The 15,677-nt window shown below is 47.8% G+C and carries 7 protein-coding genes; all 7 read right to left on the minus strand.

The annotated features are described in order from the left end of the window. Positions 1 to 209: 209 nt before the first annotated feature. Positions 210 to 863, minus strand: a complete 654-nt coding sequence (locus tag MiSe_RS41665) for a transposase (protein WP_226591906.1) — start codon at positions 861 to 863, stop codon at positions 210 to 212. 248 nt (positions 864 to 1,111) lie between these two features. Continuing rightward, entirely contained in the window at positions 1,112 to 3,880 is a 2,769-nt protein-coding gene (locus MiSe_RS54235) for a U32 family peptidase (RefSeq protein WP_264196920.1), read from the minus strand. Positions 3,881 to 4,143: 263 nt separating this feature from the next. Next, positions 4,144 to 4,275 carry a hypothetical protein gene (locus MiSe_RS51580; protein WP_264196921.1) on the minus strand — a complete coding sequence of 44 codons (132 nt, stop codon included), beginning with the start codon at positions 4,273 to 4,275 and terminating at the stop codon, positions 4,144 to 4,146. 230 nt (positions 4,276 to 4,505) lie between these two features. Beyond that, positions 4,506 to 7,271: a CHAT domain-containing protein gene (locus MiSe_RS41685; protein ID WP_226591908.1), complete on the minus strand. Its 2,766-nt coding sequence runs from the start codon at positions 7,269 to 7,271 to the stop codon at positions 4,506 to 4,508. 34 nt (positions 7,272 to 7,305) lie between these two features. After that, on the minus strand, positions 7,306 to 7,887 hold the full coding sequence (locus MiSe_RS41690; protein WP_226591910.1) for a Uma2 family endonuclease: 582 nt from the start codon (positions 7,885 to 7,887) through the stop codon (positions 7,306 to 7,308). A gap of 25 nt (positions 7,888 to 7,912) precedes the next feature. Next, positions 7,913 to 12,157: a two-partner secretion domain-containing protein gene (locus MiSe_RS41695; protein ID WP_226591912.1), complete on the minus strand. Its 4,245-nt coding sequence runs from the start codon at positions 12,155 to 12,157 to the stop codon at positions 7,913 to 7,915. A 116-nt stretch (positions 12,158 to 12,273) separates the two neighbouring features. Next, positions 12,274 to 15,677 (minus strand): two-partner secretion domain-containing protein (locus MiSe_RS41700; RefSeq protein ID WP_226591915.1); only part of this gene is annotated, 3,404 nt, incomplete at its 5' end.

The following is a 15,677-nucleotide window of genomic DNA, read 5'->3' on the forward strand; positions in this document are numbered from 1 at the left end:
ACTAACTTTGAGTGAGTAGTAGGTACTTGAGGACCTCGACTCACGGGGATAAATCCCCTACTAGGAACCGTTGGTAGTCGGTACTTGAGGACCTCGACTCACGGGGATAAATCCCCTACTAGGAACCAATTGTGTCATCCAACTAACTTTGAGTGAGTAGTCGGTACTTGAGGACCTCGACTCACGGGGATAAATCCCCTACTAGGAACCTAAATATCCCATTCTTTACCATAATCTCGAACGGGGTATTTAACCCACAAGTCTCTTAACCATTCCCTTTTGTAATGTTCTAAATACCAATGTACGCTACTTTCAACCCAATCATAAGGAGATTTTGCCCATCCATGTTTGACGGGATTGTAGTGAATATAGTTCAAGGTTGTATAATAGTGCCCTTCCGAACGAATTGCGCGATCGCTGTAACGAAACCAAACTTTACGTTTAGTTACATTGTCTGACAAATTCCATTGCCGAGAAGAAACACCATGAACTGAACGAAATATTTGTCCCAAATTATCAAAGTTAGTAGTAGGCGCTTGGGCGCCGTAATCGTAATAGTTAGTAGTAGGCGCTTGGGCGCCACTATTAACCTTCACTAATAAATGATAGTGATTCGGCAAAACAACCCAAGCTCGTATTTCCATCCCTAGGTTTATAAAATTTTCAAAGAGCAAATTGAGTATTTGTTGACGACGCTCCTCGGATTTCATGTGACACCGATGTTCGTAACAAGCTGCTGTCAATATGTAAAAAACTTGGTCGCGCACGGGGTGAGGAGGTTCGTGGGGTGGAAAACCACGAAGTTTGCGCTCTTGAACCAATTTTGCTTTTTGTTCTGGCGTTAAGCGGCGATATTCGTACATGTTAGTTATTTTGTGATGAAATCTATTTATAGTTATGGTTGCGGCGCTCAAGCGCCTACTACGAACAGTTTAGTCGTTGCGGCGCTAAAGTGCCTACTACGAACAGTTTAGTCGTTGCGGCGCTAAAGTGCCTACTACGAACAGTGCCTTGTCGGTGTCACGTAAATGTTAATCCCAAAGAGATGAAATCGATCTATTGTGATGGTTGCGGCGCTTTAGCGCCTACTACGAACAGTGCCTTGTCGGTGTCACGTAGATGTTAATCCCAAAGAACCGCGAGTTACCCCTAGTTGATTTTGCAGTTTTAGTTCTCGCCAGAGTTGGGAAGCTGTTATTTCTCCTTGCAGTAGTTGACGATACCGATTAATTGTCTGGGTTACTTGTGCGGGTGTTTCGTTGACGAATTCGATGCGGAAGTTGCACAATCCTAGCGATCGCAAATGCTGCACGTACTCTGCACCTGTTTGTGCGGTGCCGTTATATACCGTATTGCGACAACCTGCATCTGCGTGCAGAATGTGTTCTGTGCCGACACGGTCTTGGATTTTCACTTCATACTTTTCGCAAGGACGACCGCAGTTAGTATAATCCGTTCCCTCGGACAAAAACGCACAGAAAACGCAATGTTCCATGTGAAACATCGGCATGTGTTGGTGAATTGTTACCTCAAACCAATTAGGCGGACAACTCACAAGCAAGTCTGCCAATTGATTGATATTCAAATCGTAAGATGCCGTTAACCTTTCTAATTTAAATTGCTGCTTAAAATAATCCGCCGTTAAAGCATTGGCGACGTTGAGGGAAAAATCCCCGATGCATCTATCTGCACCAAAAAATTGCAATTCGTCGTAGTTTCGCACCAGATATCCATCCGCTTCGCAGGAACGCACTTGTTGCAAAATCCAATTTTCCCCTGGTTTGGTAATTCGCGGCGGTGCCACCCAAATTGTTTGGTGAGAAACTGTTTGATTATCCCGCACAAACTGCACTGCTTTGCGATAAGCACGGTTGTCTTCAAATTCGCAGTAAATGGTTTCAATTCCCGCTTCCAGTGCTGCTTGCAGTTGTTGCATAGAACGCACTAACACAATTAAATTAGGGCCAGGGAAATTTGCGGTATTTGGTTGATAGTTTTGTGGGATGTTTTGTGGGATGTTTTGTGGGATATTTTGTGGGATGTTTTGTGGGATATTTTGTGGGATGTCTTGTGGGATATTTTGTGGGATGTCTTGTGGGATGGGCGTCTCGCCCGTCCCTGTTGAGGCGGGCAAGATGCCCACCCCACAAGAGTTATGCTCTAGTTGTGCGGCGGGCAAGATGCCCTCCCCACAAGAGTTATGCTCTAGTTGTGCAACAGTTTCTTTAACTGGCAATAAATCTGTAATAGCAGCATCTTTCCGCAATTCCCAACGTTTAGGTTTCGCCCTCAATGCTTCTAACTGGGTGACAATTTCCCGCCGCAAGCGGTTCAATTCGCTCACGGGCAACATCACAGCACCGTTCAGGTGATTTGTCAATCTTCCTAAACAAAAAGGAGTATTGCCCAGGCGTCCGAATTGTTCTTGCAAACGTTCCGTTGTCAGGGGTTGATTCTGCGCTGCTGCTAGGGGAATGGCAGATTCTACCTGCACGATATTACCGGATTCGTCGCGAGCGATCGCCATCAAATTCTCCCCTACTTCCCCATAAATTTCCAACCCAATCGGACGCTGAAATTTCGGATTTTCCCCAGCGAAACTCTGACGCAGTTTGCGGTCTAATTCCGGATCGCTAGTTTTCCAAACTTTATCGCCTACTTGTATCCGTCGCAGGTTTAAATCCCCTCGTCCAAAAGTCAGCAGCGCTTCGGAACCTTTTTGTTCCACCGCATAAACTCGACCGCCTTCTTCCTTTGTTTCCGGGTGATTAGAATCAAACACAACTCCATCCCCAGGTTTAACGGGCGCTTCTAACCGCAACGCTATCTTTTCATTGCGGATGCGAATCACTTCCCCTAAATAAACTCCCCGCTTTTTCCCAAACCTGGCGTGAACCAATTCTTGATTATCAATTCCCTCAAACCAACCCGTATAAAGTCCGCGAGAAAATGCCATTTCCAAGTTATAGCGTTCTGCAGAAGAAACAGAAAAACTCCTCCCCGCGTCCTCTTCTCTCCCCGCGTCCTCTTCCACCCGATCCAATGCTTCGCGATAGACGCGAGTAACATTTGCCACATACTCAGGACTTTTCAAACGCCCTTCAATTTTCAAAGAACTGACACCAGCTTTGACCAACTCTGGTAATATCTCTAACCCTGCTAAATCTTGGGGACTTAAAAGGTATTTCCGGTTACCCAAATCTGCCACTTTTCCATCGACAATTAACTCATAAGGCATCCGACAAGCTTGAGCGCATTCGCCACGATTTGCCGAACGTCCTCCTAATGCTTCGCTAGTCAAACACTGACCCGAATATGCCACGCACAAAGCACCGTGTACAAATACTTCTAAAGGCAGGGAAGCATTTTTTTCGGCTATTTGTTGCTGAATTTTATCTATTTCTTTAAGCGAACATTCGCGAGCAAGTACTACTAACTGACAACCCAAAGACTGAGCAAATTCTACCCCAATGGCGCTGGTGATGGTCATTTGAGTGGAAGCGTGGATGGGAAAATCTGGCGATAGGTGACGAATTAGACGACAAATTCCCACATCTTGAACGATCGCTGCATCCACACCCGCTGCAATAATAGTGCGGAGATATTGTTCAGCTTCTGTTAGTTCGCGCGGAAAGATGAGCGTATTAAAAGTTACGTAGCCTTTTACACCTCGGCGGTGCAAAAATTCCATCAAGCGGGGTAAATCTGCTTCGGTAAAATTTTGCGATCGCATCCGCGCATTAAACCGCTCTAAACCAAAATAAATCGCATCCGCCCCATTTTCCACAGCAGCTTTAGCACAATCCCAATTACCTGCTGGGGCAAGCAATTCCGGGCGTTTAAAGTTGAGTGCGGTATGTTCGGATTGTTTTGCATTCATGGGAAATTATACGGCTTTTTGCGCTTCCATAGCCATGATATCGTCGATTGTTCTGTAGGTGCAAAGACATCGGAATATGCCTCCGGACTTCGGCGTGAGCGCTCAGCTCGTAGCACGCTACGCGATCGCACCCATACAGTTTATATCAAATCTGCTTGTATGACCCGTCTTTTAAATCAACCGCCAAGACGCGCCTGTTCGCCAAGAAGAAGAAGATAATAGAGGTTATCGGGGCGGGTTTATGTAGGGGCGGGTTTTACCAATCATATCGTGTCCTGTAGCATCGGTTGTGTATAATTTTTGATGTTGTAGGGGCGGGTTTTACCAGTCATATCATGTCCGTTGAATTGCCCATAATAAAAAACTGACCCCGTTGTTGCGTAGGGACACGGCATGATAGATATCTCGGACAAACAGATAACGTTAATCATGCCGTGTCCCGGCTGCTAATTATGGGTAATCTTAAGGACATGATATCAGCCTGCGGAACCACTTGCATATGTCGTTAAACCCGCCCCGCCCGGATGCAATACCGATGCAACCGGACATGATATCAATCTGTGGAACCATGAAATATTTTCTTAAACCCGCCCCCGGCTTTATTATGATACCACCGGACATGATATCAAAGCCAGTTTCCCACTAAAACATAGGGTGCCCAGGACATAGGACGTTTGTATTGAGGATTTTGCAACAGCGCCAGCTGTGCTTGACGCAAAGATTCGGCTTTTGTGAGTTGATTGTTAGTAATTCCTTGGTAGAATTGACTCATCAATAAGGCAGTAGACTCATCTTCTACTTGCCACAAAGAAGCGATAGTACTGCGCGCCCCTGCCCGAATTGCCACACCAGCTAATCCTAACGCAGCTCGTCCGTCTCCTGTCGCGGTTTCGCAAGCACTGAGGACGAGCAATTCAATCGCTGCGGGTTGGCGTCGATCTCTCCTTCTCAGCAGACTGTTTAATTCGTTGACTTTAATCGGTTTATCCCAAGCAAGAATAAACGTTCTATCCGCATTGGAACTAAACTGACCGTGAGTCGCTAAATGCACGACGGGAAATGGCTGTAGGTTAATTTGGTTGTTGAAAACTTGGGTGGTAAATTGCTGGTTGAGAAACGTTTGACCGGGAATTTCCGTGCCAATTTGGTGGAGTTCGTTTTCGACGTATTTGAGTCGTGGGAAGCCTTGCCGCGATTCGGATATTCCGGCAATTAAACCTTGCAATTGGATCTGTTCTACAGGTTTGGGTTCGACTAATTGCAACCCTGGAGTGAGAGCGAACGCATACTTTTCCACCAGATATTTCTCACCGTCGTAAAGTGCAGCCATCGGGATATTTCGCAACGCACCATCTAGCACAAATACTAATGTTTTAATCTGGCTCTGGGCTAAGTCGCTAGCAGCAGGTTGGATTAACCAATTATACACTTTTTGGGAAAGAGATTGAGCTTCTTTCACCGTGTCTGGTTCTGTCAATTTTTGCCGCAATTGTGCTAAAATAGTTTCTACTTCTGCCTGAGCAATAGAAGTATTATAACGACGCAATGGTTGTTGCGGTAATTTAAAAATCACTTCGATGCGTTCTGGCAAAATCACTGGATAGATAAATGCTGCTGTTTGGTCTTGATCGACAACAACATCAATCGGACGTTTGGCTACCAAACAAGCTTCTCGAAAGAAGTTATCTAATTCTGCTAACTGTAATGATTCAATAGCTTGACGCGCTTTGAGGAGATTTTCTTGAGTGGGTTGAGCGTCAGGCGAACCCAACAGCAAATCGACAAACTGTCGATAAACGGGTTCCACGCTTTCGCGAAAAGAAAACTGCACATTGGAATCGATCGCCACTAAATCGGAACGCAAAGATTGGAGGGTGGCGATCGCTTGTTCGTAAAATGCGATCGCTTTTTCCATCTCTCCTTGGGTTTTGTGCAACCGTCCCATCTGCCATTGCCATTGATAAGCAATATCCCCCCCATCAATCGTTTGAGCAATTAGCAATGCTTGCTGGGTGAGGTTAAGCGCGTCGGATTCCTGCTGAGTATGTTCGTACAATTCCCCCAAAGTACCAAGCGCATAAGATTCCGCCCGTCGGTCTTTCAGGTTTTGTGCATCTCGCACAGCTTGCGCCAACATCTGTGCAATCTCACTGCTCAATTGTCCATCCCTACTAGATCTCCCCAAAAACTCTTGTGGGGTAGGCGTCTCGCCTGCCTGAGAATCTTGTGGGGTAGGCGTCCCGCCTGCCTGAGAATCTTGTGGGGTAGGCGTCTCGCCTGCCTGAGAATCTTGTGGGGTAGGCGTCCCGCCTGCCGACATTTTCATCAAACTGCGGGCGAGGTCAATGCGCGCGTAAACACTTGTTCGACTTGAAGGTAAACTATCAATTTGCGAGAGGATTGAAGGCCATAAAACAGCAGCCGCATTAGATTGCTTATCTTCTAATAATAAGCCCAGTTGATTGAGTTGAATTTGAATTTTGAGCGCCGGGGAGGGAGAAGAAGCGATCGCTTGTTGGTAATAATTTAAAGCACTTTGGCTGTCTCCTCTAACTTGGGCAATCTTGCCCAAACTGAGTAGCGCTTCGCTGATAGATTGAGGGGAACGCACATTTCTCGCCACAGCCAAACTCTGCTGCAAAACAGCCTCAGCCCGGTCTAAATCGCCGCTAATTCGCAAAACGTTGCCCAGTTTGTGCATTCCCGCCGCTTTGAGCGCAGAATCGGGTTGTTTTTGCAGAATTTCGTTCGCTTCTGCCAGGGTTTTCTGAGCTTGACGGTAAAGTCCCAAAGCTTGCATAGCAGTAGCTTGATTGATGCGACTGCGAATCGCTGCCGATGTGTCTCCCATATGTGCATAAACCTCAGCCGCCCGTTTCCAGCTATTTAAAGCTGAGTCCGCTTGTCCCCGTGCGAGTTGCAAGCGACCTCGAACATCTAGGGTTTGGGCGAGAATGTGCGTTCGCGTAGCGTCTCCGGAGGAGAATCGCTCTTTACCCGGAGTTGGATCGGGTTTAGTTTCCAGGAGGGAGAGAGATGACGCGATCGCCTTTTCTGCCTCAGACCATTCTCCCAATTGCTGATAAACCAAAGAGAGATTGCTTAACGTCGCCGCTTGCCAAAGTTTGTTTCCCGCACTTTGGAAAGCAGTTAATGCCCGTTGCAAGATAATAGCCGCCTCAGAAAATCGTTGGGTTTCGTACAAAGTTCTGCCCTGTTGCATCAACCCTTGGGCATCAGATACACCTTGAACGATAGGGTTAGCTGCAATATGGGCGACTGTTGGCAATGCTGCTGCGCCCAAGAACATGGTTAAAAGTAAAAGAACGCTTCCCCAACGGTGCGCGCGCTTCAATAAAGATGGGAAAATTCTATAGTGGTTTTTATACATATTTTTGCGATATTGTCAAATTTTAGTTGCGCCCTTAGCTAATCCCTCGTCGAAACTCCAAACCTGCCTCAACCGTATCCGCTATTAGCAAACATCTGGTCAGCAAATCGATATCGAGGTCTGGTAGAACAATAGATTGATAAATCCTTTCGTAACCAGAATCTCGCAGGTAGTAAAGGCTGAATAAACCATCTTCCCAAAACCAGACTTCAGGCACGCCTAATGCCCGATAGCGATTTAGCTTCCTTTCATTGCCGCTGGTGAATACGACCTCGATTGACAAGTCTGGAGGCGATGAAACCGATCTATTTCTACCAATAAAGTAGGATTTATCAGCTTGTGCGGAAGCTACCCCTTCTTTTTCTTGGGTAAAACTGCCTGTAGGAGCGAATGTAATTCTTTTCTCCATACAATAAATGAACAACAGACCAGAAATTGTTTCGCTAAAAAATTCATGGTCTTGTGAAATTGCCAAGATTTCTACCTCACCTTCAAAATAAAACAGCCTGATGCCGGGAGCATCAGCAAACCCAGCTTGAATCAGCTTAAACTGTTCCCAAGTCATACCCCGATGGATGAGGCGCTGGTCTTTTGGTTTGTCTAGTATTTGGGTCATAGGACGGTTTCCTTTGGTTTGGCAATTAATTATTTGGTCGCGGTGCAGGACAGAGAATTGACCGATACCAAGTTTCGTAAGGCGTTGCAGTTGGCGGGTTAGCAGTAAGGATGATCTCGCCATTGGCACCCCTAACCCACCCAGTAGCTTCTACAATTTCGGTAGGAATAGGCGGCTTCCCTGCCCCTCTGCCCCCCTGCTCCCCTGCCCCCCTGCCCTCCTGCACCTGTGGGTTAGGAGTAGGAGTGACCCAATCAACCTCAATGGCATTGTGAGAAAGTGCTTCCCTGGGAGTCGGTGGAATGCCGCCCCGCCCGGTGATGAAAAATTCGTTGTCTGCAAACCTTGTACCCGTTGGACAATCTTGAACGATTTGTCCGGTGATATCGACGAAGTTGGCTGGTAATTCGATTAATCCAGAACTGGGGTCAACATCGGGGGTATTAATTCCCACAGTACCTTGGAGATCGGGGCCTCCCTGTTGGGAAATGGCGGTGATATCGCTAGTTGGTAACAGTCCAGGGTTTAATTGGTTGGGGTCATTTATGTTGAGTAGGGTTTGCAGTTCTTCCCTGGTGCGGGGTTGTGCGCCAAAGATTGCTTGAGTGTTAATCGTCACTCGACCGCCAGCTGCTTGTTCGGCGTTGGCACGAATGTCGCTATTGTTGAGGGCAGCTAATACATCGGTGTCGAGGTTGATATTGCCTCCGGTTGCTGCACCTCTGGCGTCGGTGTTGATGTCGCTGTTGCGGAGGATGAGGGAAGAGGAGCGCACTTCTATATTCCCGCGATCGCCTGCCACAGTTTCAGCGGCGAGAAAACTGTTATCAAGTCGGACAGAACCTGCATCAACTTCGATATTACCCGCTCCCGTTGGCCCAACACTGGTGACTGAGACTCTGGAACTATTGGTTAAAGAGAGAGTGGGTGCTGTGAGCCGAATTGTTCCACCATTGCCATTTGCTGTTGCTTCCTCTGTGCTAAAGGCACTACCTCCATCAAAGGAGATGGTATCGCGGGCTTCAATGGCTATATTGCCAGCCTTTCCTTGTCCAAATGTGGTAGCAGAAAAAAACGAACCACTGGTAGTAAGGAACGAATTAGCTCTGATGTTAATGTCACCTCCCTTGCCGACTCCTCCAGAAAACACGCTAGTGGTGATGGAGCTACCAGTTCCAGCGAGAGAAACCGAGTCATCTACCTGTACTGAGATGTTGCCAGCATCCCCTTGTGCAGAAGTGCCAGCAGACAAGCCAGCACCATCGGTTAAAGAGAGAGAGCCAGCCTTTATATTTATGTCTCCTCCCTTGCCGACTCCTGGCGAGGACACGCTGGTGCTGACAAAGCTGCCAGCGAGAGAAACCGAGCCATCTACCTGCACTGAAATGCTGCCAGAATCCCCTTGTCCAAGAGTGCCAGCAAACAAGCTACCGCGATTAGTTAAAAAGAGGGAGCCAGCCATAATATTGATGTCGCCCCCCTTGCCTACAGCTTCACGATTTACAGTCGTGGAGATGAAGCTGTCGTTTGCTAGAGAAACCGAGTCATCTACCTGGAGCGAAATACTGCCAGCATCCCCTTTTCCACCCAGGTTGCTGGCACTGATACTAGCCCTACCAGTTAAAAAGAGCAAACCTGCCTGAATCTCGATCTTGCCACCATTTCCCACTCCTCCCTGTCCCAAATCAGTGGCTGGTGCCACAATACTGGAGATGCTAGCCCCATCCTCAGTCAGAGATAGGGAGTCCCTCACCTGCACCGAGATGTTGCCACCATTTCCCAGCCCAGCAGTATTGGCGTCGATGGAAGCAAAATTCGTTAAAGAGAGCAAACCCGCTTCAATCTTGATGTTGCCGCCATTCCCCACGGCTCCAGGAAGAACAGTGCTGCTAATTAAGATGGGAATAACTCCTCCTTCAGGGGTAACCAAGCCTCCCTCAAGGGAAATTAAACTGCTCACCCCAATAAAGATGTTGCCACCATTCCCCTGTCCAAGGGTGCTAGCCGACACATTAGCCCCATTAGTCATTGAGAGAGATCCAGCTTGGATGTCAATGTCACCACCGTTACCGATCGCTCCAGCTTCCACCGTGGTGAACAAACCACTGCGGATGACATAGCTACTTCCTCCAGTCATCGTGACTGTATCGCGCACGCCAATTGTTATATTTCCGCCGTTTCCCCGTCCAGCAGGCAGAGTTTCAGAGGCTTTTCTAACGACAGTTACAATTTGACCCCCATCGATCAATGAAAGCGACCCAGCTCGGATAGTGATATTGCCCCCATTACCCACAGCTCCAGATTGTACATCGCTGATAAAGCCGCTATTGTTGGACAGAGAAACAGAGCCAATTGCTTGCACCGATATATTTCCCCCATTCCCCTGTCCTTCAGTTCCAGCAGCCAGTTGAGCGCCATCGGTGAAGGAGACGGAGCCAGCCGTAATATTGATGTTGCCTCCATTGCCTACAGCTCCAGATCTCAAAATGCTCAAAACAGCACTGCTAGGTTCCTTATTCCCCCCAATAATGGTGACAGCATCGCGCACATTAATATTCACGTTCCCAGCGTTTCCGCGTCCACCAGGAAATGAATTGAAAGTTCCGCCCACTCCAGTTACCAGTTGAGCGCCATCAGTTAAGGAAAGCGAGCCTGCTGTAATATTGATATCACCCCCATTTCCCACCGCTCCAGCTCCCACATCGCTCAAGATGCCAGTGCCGAATCCGTCTTTATTCCCTCCGGCAATTGTCACCGCGTCACGCACATCAATTCTGACGTTCCCAGCATTTCCTCTTCCCCCAGGGCGCGTTTCGGAAGCTTCGTTAATATCAGTCTGAATTTGAGCGCCATTGGTTAACGAAAGTGAACTAGCAGCGATTGTGATGTTACCCCCATTTCCCTCTGCTACACTGCCAACTTTGCTTAAGATGACGTTATTGTCGAAAGAAATTGCTCCATTTGCCTGCACCAAGATGCTGCCAGCATTCCCCTGTCCATAAGTGCTGGCACTCAGTTTCGCACGATCAAATATGGACACTGTTTCTGCCTGGATGGAAATATTACCTCCTTGAGCAATAGCACCTCGATTCACATCGCTAAAAATCGCAGTATCTTTTCCAAAGAGGGAAACATTGCCCCTAGCCACGATCGATATATTCCCACCCTTCCCCAATCCATCGGTGTCGGTACTCAGTTGAGCGCCATTGGTTAATGAGAGCGACCCAGTATTGACGAAAATATTACCCCCATTGCCAGAAGCACCGGAAATAACTTGATTCGAGAAACCGCTCTCAACTTCGCTGGCTCCGACACCAGAAAGGCTAATGTTATTAGCATTAACGATAATATCTCCGGCATTTCCCAAACCTTCTGTTCCGGCAACTAATCGTCCCCCATTGGTAGCCGTCAAATTATTGGCATTGACAACAATATCTCCGCCTCCTGCATCCCGCACGCTCACTCTTGCATCATTCGCCAACGTGACATTTGCCCGTAGGGGCAACCACGGGGGGATTGCCCCTACGAATGGAAAATTGAGGCGCAGTGTATTCCCTTCTACCGCCAATCCAATCGTTCCATCTACCGCCAAACCCCCCAATTCAATTCGACCTCCCGGCGCATTCAATCCACCACCTTCTAGGACAACATCGCCTCCCACCAGTGCGATACTTCTCCCCGTTGGCACCTGGAGTCCCAGGGGAAAACCGTCACTATTGGTAACAGCATTAGCTCGATTAACAATGCTTCCTGAATTGGTTCCCATTTGCAAACCAATCGGTACGCTAATTGTTAATAAAGGTGCAGCTTGAGGATTTGTCGCACTAAAAATAGTCCCATCGGCAAACCTGAATCCACTCGCAGTACTTGCTAGAAACGAACCGCCAATATTAAGCATTGCATTCGGCCCAAAAATAATCCCATTCGGATTCAATAAAAATAAATTAGCCGTGCCATTCGCTCGAATCAAACCATCAATATTAGAAATGTTTCCACCCGTGACGCGGCTAAAGATGTTTTGAATATCACCAGTATTATTGAAAAAAGCTTCGCCACCTGTGGGAACCGAAAACTCCCGAAAACTGTGGAATAGGTTCCCACCTGAGGTTGTTCCTCCCTCAATTACACTCCTCGTTCCCTGTAGGTTGACCGTGGAGTTATTTGGCAAGGTAGCATCCGGAACAATTTGTGCTGCCGTTGGTTCAGCGACGAATAAACAAAACAGAACGCTGGTTTCTAGCAACCCTAATCGGCGATCGCACCCTTTCATAAGCACAAGCAAGAAGGTTTTGCCGCAATGATGGCGTTAGATTATACTGCAAATGGTTCCCCAAGTCTAGATGAACTTATAGAGAGCGATCGCTTCTACATCGACAAACCCAGTGATTAATTATTCGATTGCGGTGCAGGACAGAGAATTGAACGATACCAAGTTTCGTAAGGCGTTGCAGTTGGCGGATTAGCAGTAAGAATTACCTCGCCATTGGCACCCCTAACCCACCCAGTTGCTTCTACAATTTCGCTAGGAATAGGCGACTCCCCTGCCCCCCTGCTCCCCTGCTCCCCTGCCCCCCTGCTCCCCTGCACCTGTGGGTTAGGAGTAACCCAATCCACCTCAATGGCATTGTGGGAAAGTGCTTCTCTGGGAGTCGGTGGAATGCCGCCCCGTCCGGTGATGAAAAATTCGTTATCTGCAAACCTTGTACCTGTAGGACAATCTTGAACGATTTGCCGGGTGGCATCAACCACTTCAATTTGGGGAATATCTGGTGGGTCTGGTTGAATATCTCCTTCGATATTTAGTTCGCCACGGGCGTTGATGATGCTATCTAAAGATTGAAAAACTGCCAATCCTAGATCGTTGCGGGGTGCGATCGCAATATTACTCCCCCCTCTAGGATCGTTAGCACTGGTGATGATTCGACTACCTTCCAACAAAACTAAACTTTGGCTGTTAATGCCAATATTGCCTTCAGAAGTGATACCAGTTGGACTACCAGCAGCAGAGATTTGGCTTTGACGGCGTAATTGGATGTTGCGCGATCGCACGGTAATATTCCCACCATTCCCAGTTTCAGATGCAGCGTTGAGCGAGCCTTGGTTATCCAAACGCAGCCAGCTTGCATGGATAGTTATGCTACCCGGATCTGCTGGAGGTTGGATAAATACATCTGTTAACTCCAGCAATGCTAAAAACTGTTGAAGTGACTGTTGCTGTTCTCGAGAGAGTTGAGCTAGCTGTGGAGTTGGCTGCTGTTGTCTGCTGGAACTGCTCACACTGACTAGAGCGCGATCGCGGATGGTCAACTGTTCTGTTTTAATCACCACATCTCCGGCTTTGCCACCATTTTGAGTTGTTGCAGTTAAACTACTAAGCTGTCCATCGAGTGCAACTCCACTCAGTTCCACTGACTCAGAGGCACGTACCGTAATCGTTCCTGCATCGCCCTTGCTAAAAAAAGTTCCAGCCAATATCGCTCCACCCTCTCGCAGCGTTAACTCTCCCGTATCAATTGTCACATTTCCAGCGTTTCCGGTGCTGAAAAATGTTATAGCACCCAAGATACTGCCTCCCGTTACTTCTACTGAATCAGAGGTACGTATTGTAATTGTTCCTGCATTTCCTTTACTAAACAAACTGCTTGCTACGATCGCTGCTTTATTCTGGACAATCAATCGCTCGGCTTCTACTGTGACATTTCCAGCGTTTCCAGATCTAAGAACGATCGACTCATTTTCAGCGTCTTTAGTAATCTGACCAATGGTTTGAGCAGACAAGCTGCTGGGAGCTATGCCATTAGGAGCGTTGGGTGAAGTACCGAATCCGGTCAGCAGCACATCTTTTGCTATTACAGTCAGATTTCCTGCTTTACCCGCACCAACCGTGCCAACCGATACCTCAGCTCCATCCCGGAGAGTCAATCTCTCCGTTTCTATTCTCACGTGGCCTGCGTTGCCAGCACCTTGAGTCCCAGCACCCAAACCGCTGCCTGACTTCCCATCTGGCGATCGCCCTATCAGTTCTATCTCTTGAGCTTGCAAAGTAAGATTTCCGGCCTTGCCCTGATTTGTTGTGGCAACGCCTATTAGCGTTCCATCCTTAGCAATCAACCGTCCAGTGACGAGCGTCACGTTTCCAGCGTCTCCAAGTCCTAAAGTGCTAGCAGCCAAGCCACTCGGTTGCCCGTTGGGTAAAGTGCCGCTCAGTTCTATTGCCTCTGCTGTTACTGTAATATTTCCCGCTTTACCCACACTATTGGTAGCAGATGTTACCTGCGCTCCGTTCCGGATAATCAACTGCCCAGTTTCAATTGTGATATCGCCGACATCTCCTGTACTGGGGGTCTCGATCGGGAAAGGCAGGAGACTGACATCTGCACTACTAATACTCCCAGCAGTCAAGCTGCTAGGAAAGGGATCTTTGGAAATAGTTGTACTTCCAGTGATTTCTACTGACTCAGATGCTCGTATCGTTAGGGTACCGCCATCCCCCTTATCGATCGTGCCAATGCCGACGACACCACCATCTCGAATAATCAACCGCTTGGTTTCTACGATCGCATCACCGGATTTTCCAGCGCCGAAGGTTGCAGCTAGGACGATGCTGGTAATTTCAGAGACATTGTTGGAGCGTCCTCTCACCTCTACGGATTCACTAGCACGCACAGTCAGGGTGCCTCCATTGCCTTCACTACCAGTACCGATAGCGATCGCTCCTCCATCCTGAACCAGCAAGCTTCCGGTTTCAATGGTCACATCACCAGACTTTGATTTTTCAGTACCAAGGGTCACGGCAAGCAAGCCACTGGGAAGGATAAACGGCACATCAGATGAGTTTCCTCTGACTTCTACTGACTGAGGAGCGCGTACCGTCAAGGTTCCTCCAGACCCATTGCCTGTTGTGCCAATTAACACCGCCGCTCCATCTCTAATCTTGAACTGCGGGGTTTCAAAAGTGATGTTGCCAGAATTTCCCTCTCCCAACGTGACAGCCGTCACTAAGGTGGGAAGCCGATCTATTATAGGGCTGCCGATCAATTCTACCGATTCAGAAGCGCGAATTATAACATTTCCTCCTGCCTCTGAACCCAAGTTATTCGCCCGCATTTGCGACCTTCCAGTCTGGGTAAAGCGCCTACCTTGTATCTGAATGTCCCCGCCACCCGAACCGCTAACAAAAACAACCGCTTGTTTCGACAGTTGAATATCTTGAAAGTTCTGCACGCCTTGATAGCCTAAAGTTAGACTTGTTGCTGTTGAGTTGAGATTGACAATACTTTCACCTGCAACACTTCCCAACTCAATCCGTCCTGATGGAGCTTTCAGCAATCCGCCTTCTAGGAAGATATTACCACCCACAAGTGCTAAGGTTCTTCCTGGATCCACTTGCAGACCGATAGGGTCATCGACAAATTCTTGTTCAAATTCAATTTCGCGTTCAACGACCTCTTCTACATCTGCCGGATTTATTGGCAGCGATCGCCTCAAATCTTGCCCCTTCACTAAAATATTTCCTGGATTAGTTCCAAATTGCAAACCAATGGGAACGTTTACAGTCAGTAAAGGTGGAGCTTGAGGATTGGTGGCGCTAAACTCTACCCCATCAGCAAACTTGAAGCTACTCGCCGTAGAAGCCAGAAACGAACCACCAATATTTAACCTCGCATTCGGCCCAAAAATAATCCCATTCGGATTCAATAAAAATAAATTAGCCGTGCCATTCGCTCGAATCAAACCATCAATATTAGAAATGTTTCCACCCGTGACGCGGCTAAAGATGTTTTGAATAT

It is taken from the genome of Microseira wollei NIES-4236 (assembly GCF_020521235.1).
GTDB lineage: Bacteria > Cyanobacteriota > Cyanobacteriia > Cyanobacteriales > Aerosakkonemataceae > Microseira > Microseira wollei.

Excerpts from the sequence above, each read along its gene's own strand:
- MiSe_RS41665 (WP_226591906.1), bottom strand. The coding sequence starts at position 863 with ATGTACGAATATCGCCGCTTAACGCCAGAACAAAAAGCAAAATTGGTT.
- MiSe_RS54235 (WP_264196920.1), bottom strand. The coding sequence starts at position 3,880 with ATGAATGCAAAACAATCCGAACATACCGCACTCAACTTTAAACGCCCG.
- MiSe_RS51580 (WP_264196921.1), bottom strand. The coding sequence starts at position 4,275 with ATGCCGTGTCCCTACGCAACAACGGGGTCAGTTTTTTATTATGGGCAA.
- MiSe_RS41685 (WP_226591908.1), bottom strand. The coding sequence starts at position 7,271 with ATGTATAAAAACCACTATAGAATTTTCCCATCTTTATTGAAGCGCGCG.
- MiSe_RS41690 (WP_226591910.1), bottom strand. The coding sequence starts at position 7,887 with ATGACCCAAATACTAGACAAACCAAAAGACCAGCGCCTCATCCATCGG.
- MiSe_RS41695 (WP_226591912.1), bottom strand. The coding sequence starts at position 12,157 with ATGAAAGGGTGCGATCGCCGATTAGGGTTGCTAGAAACCAGCGTTCTG.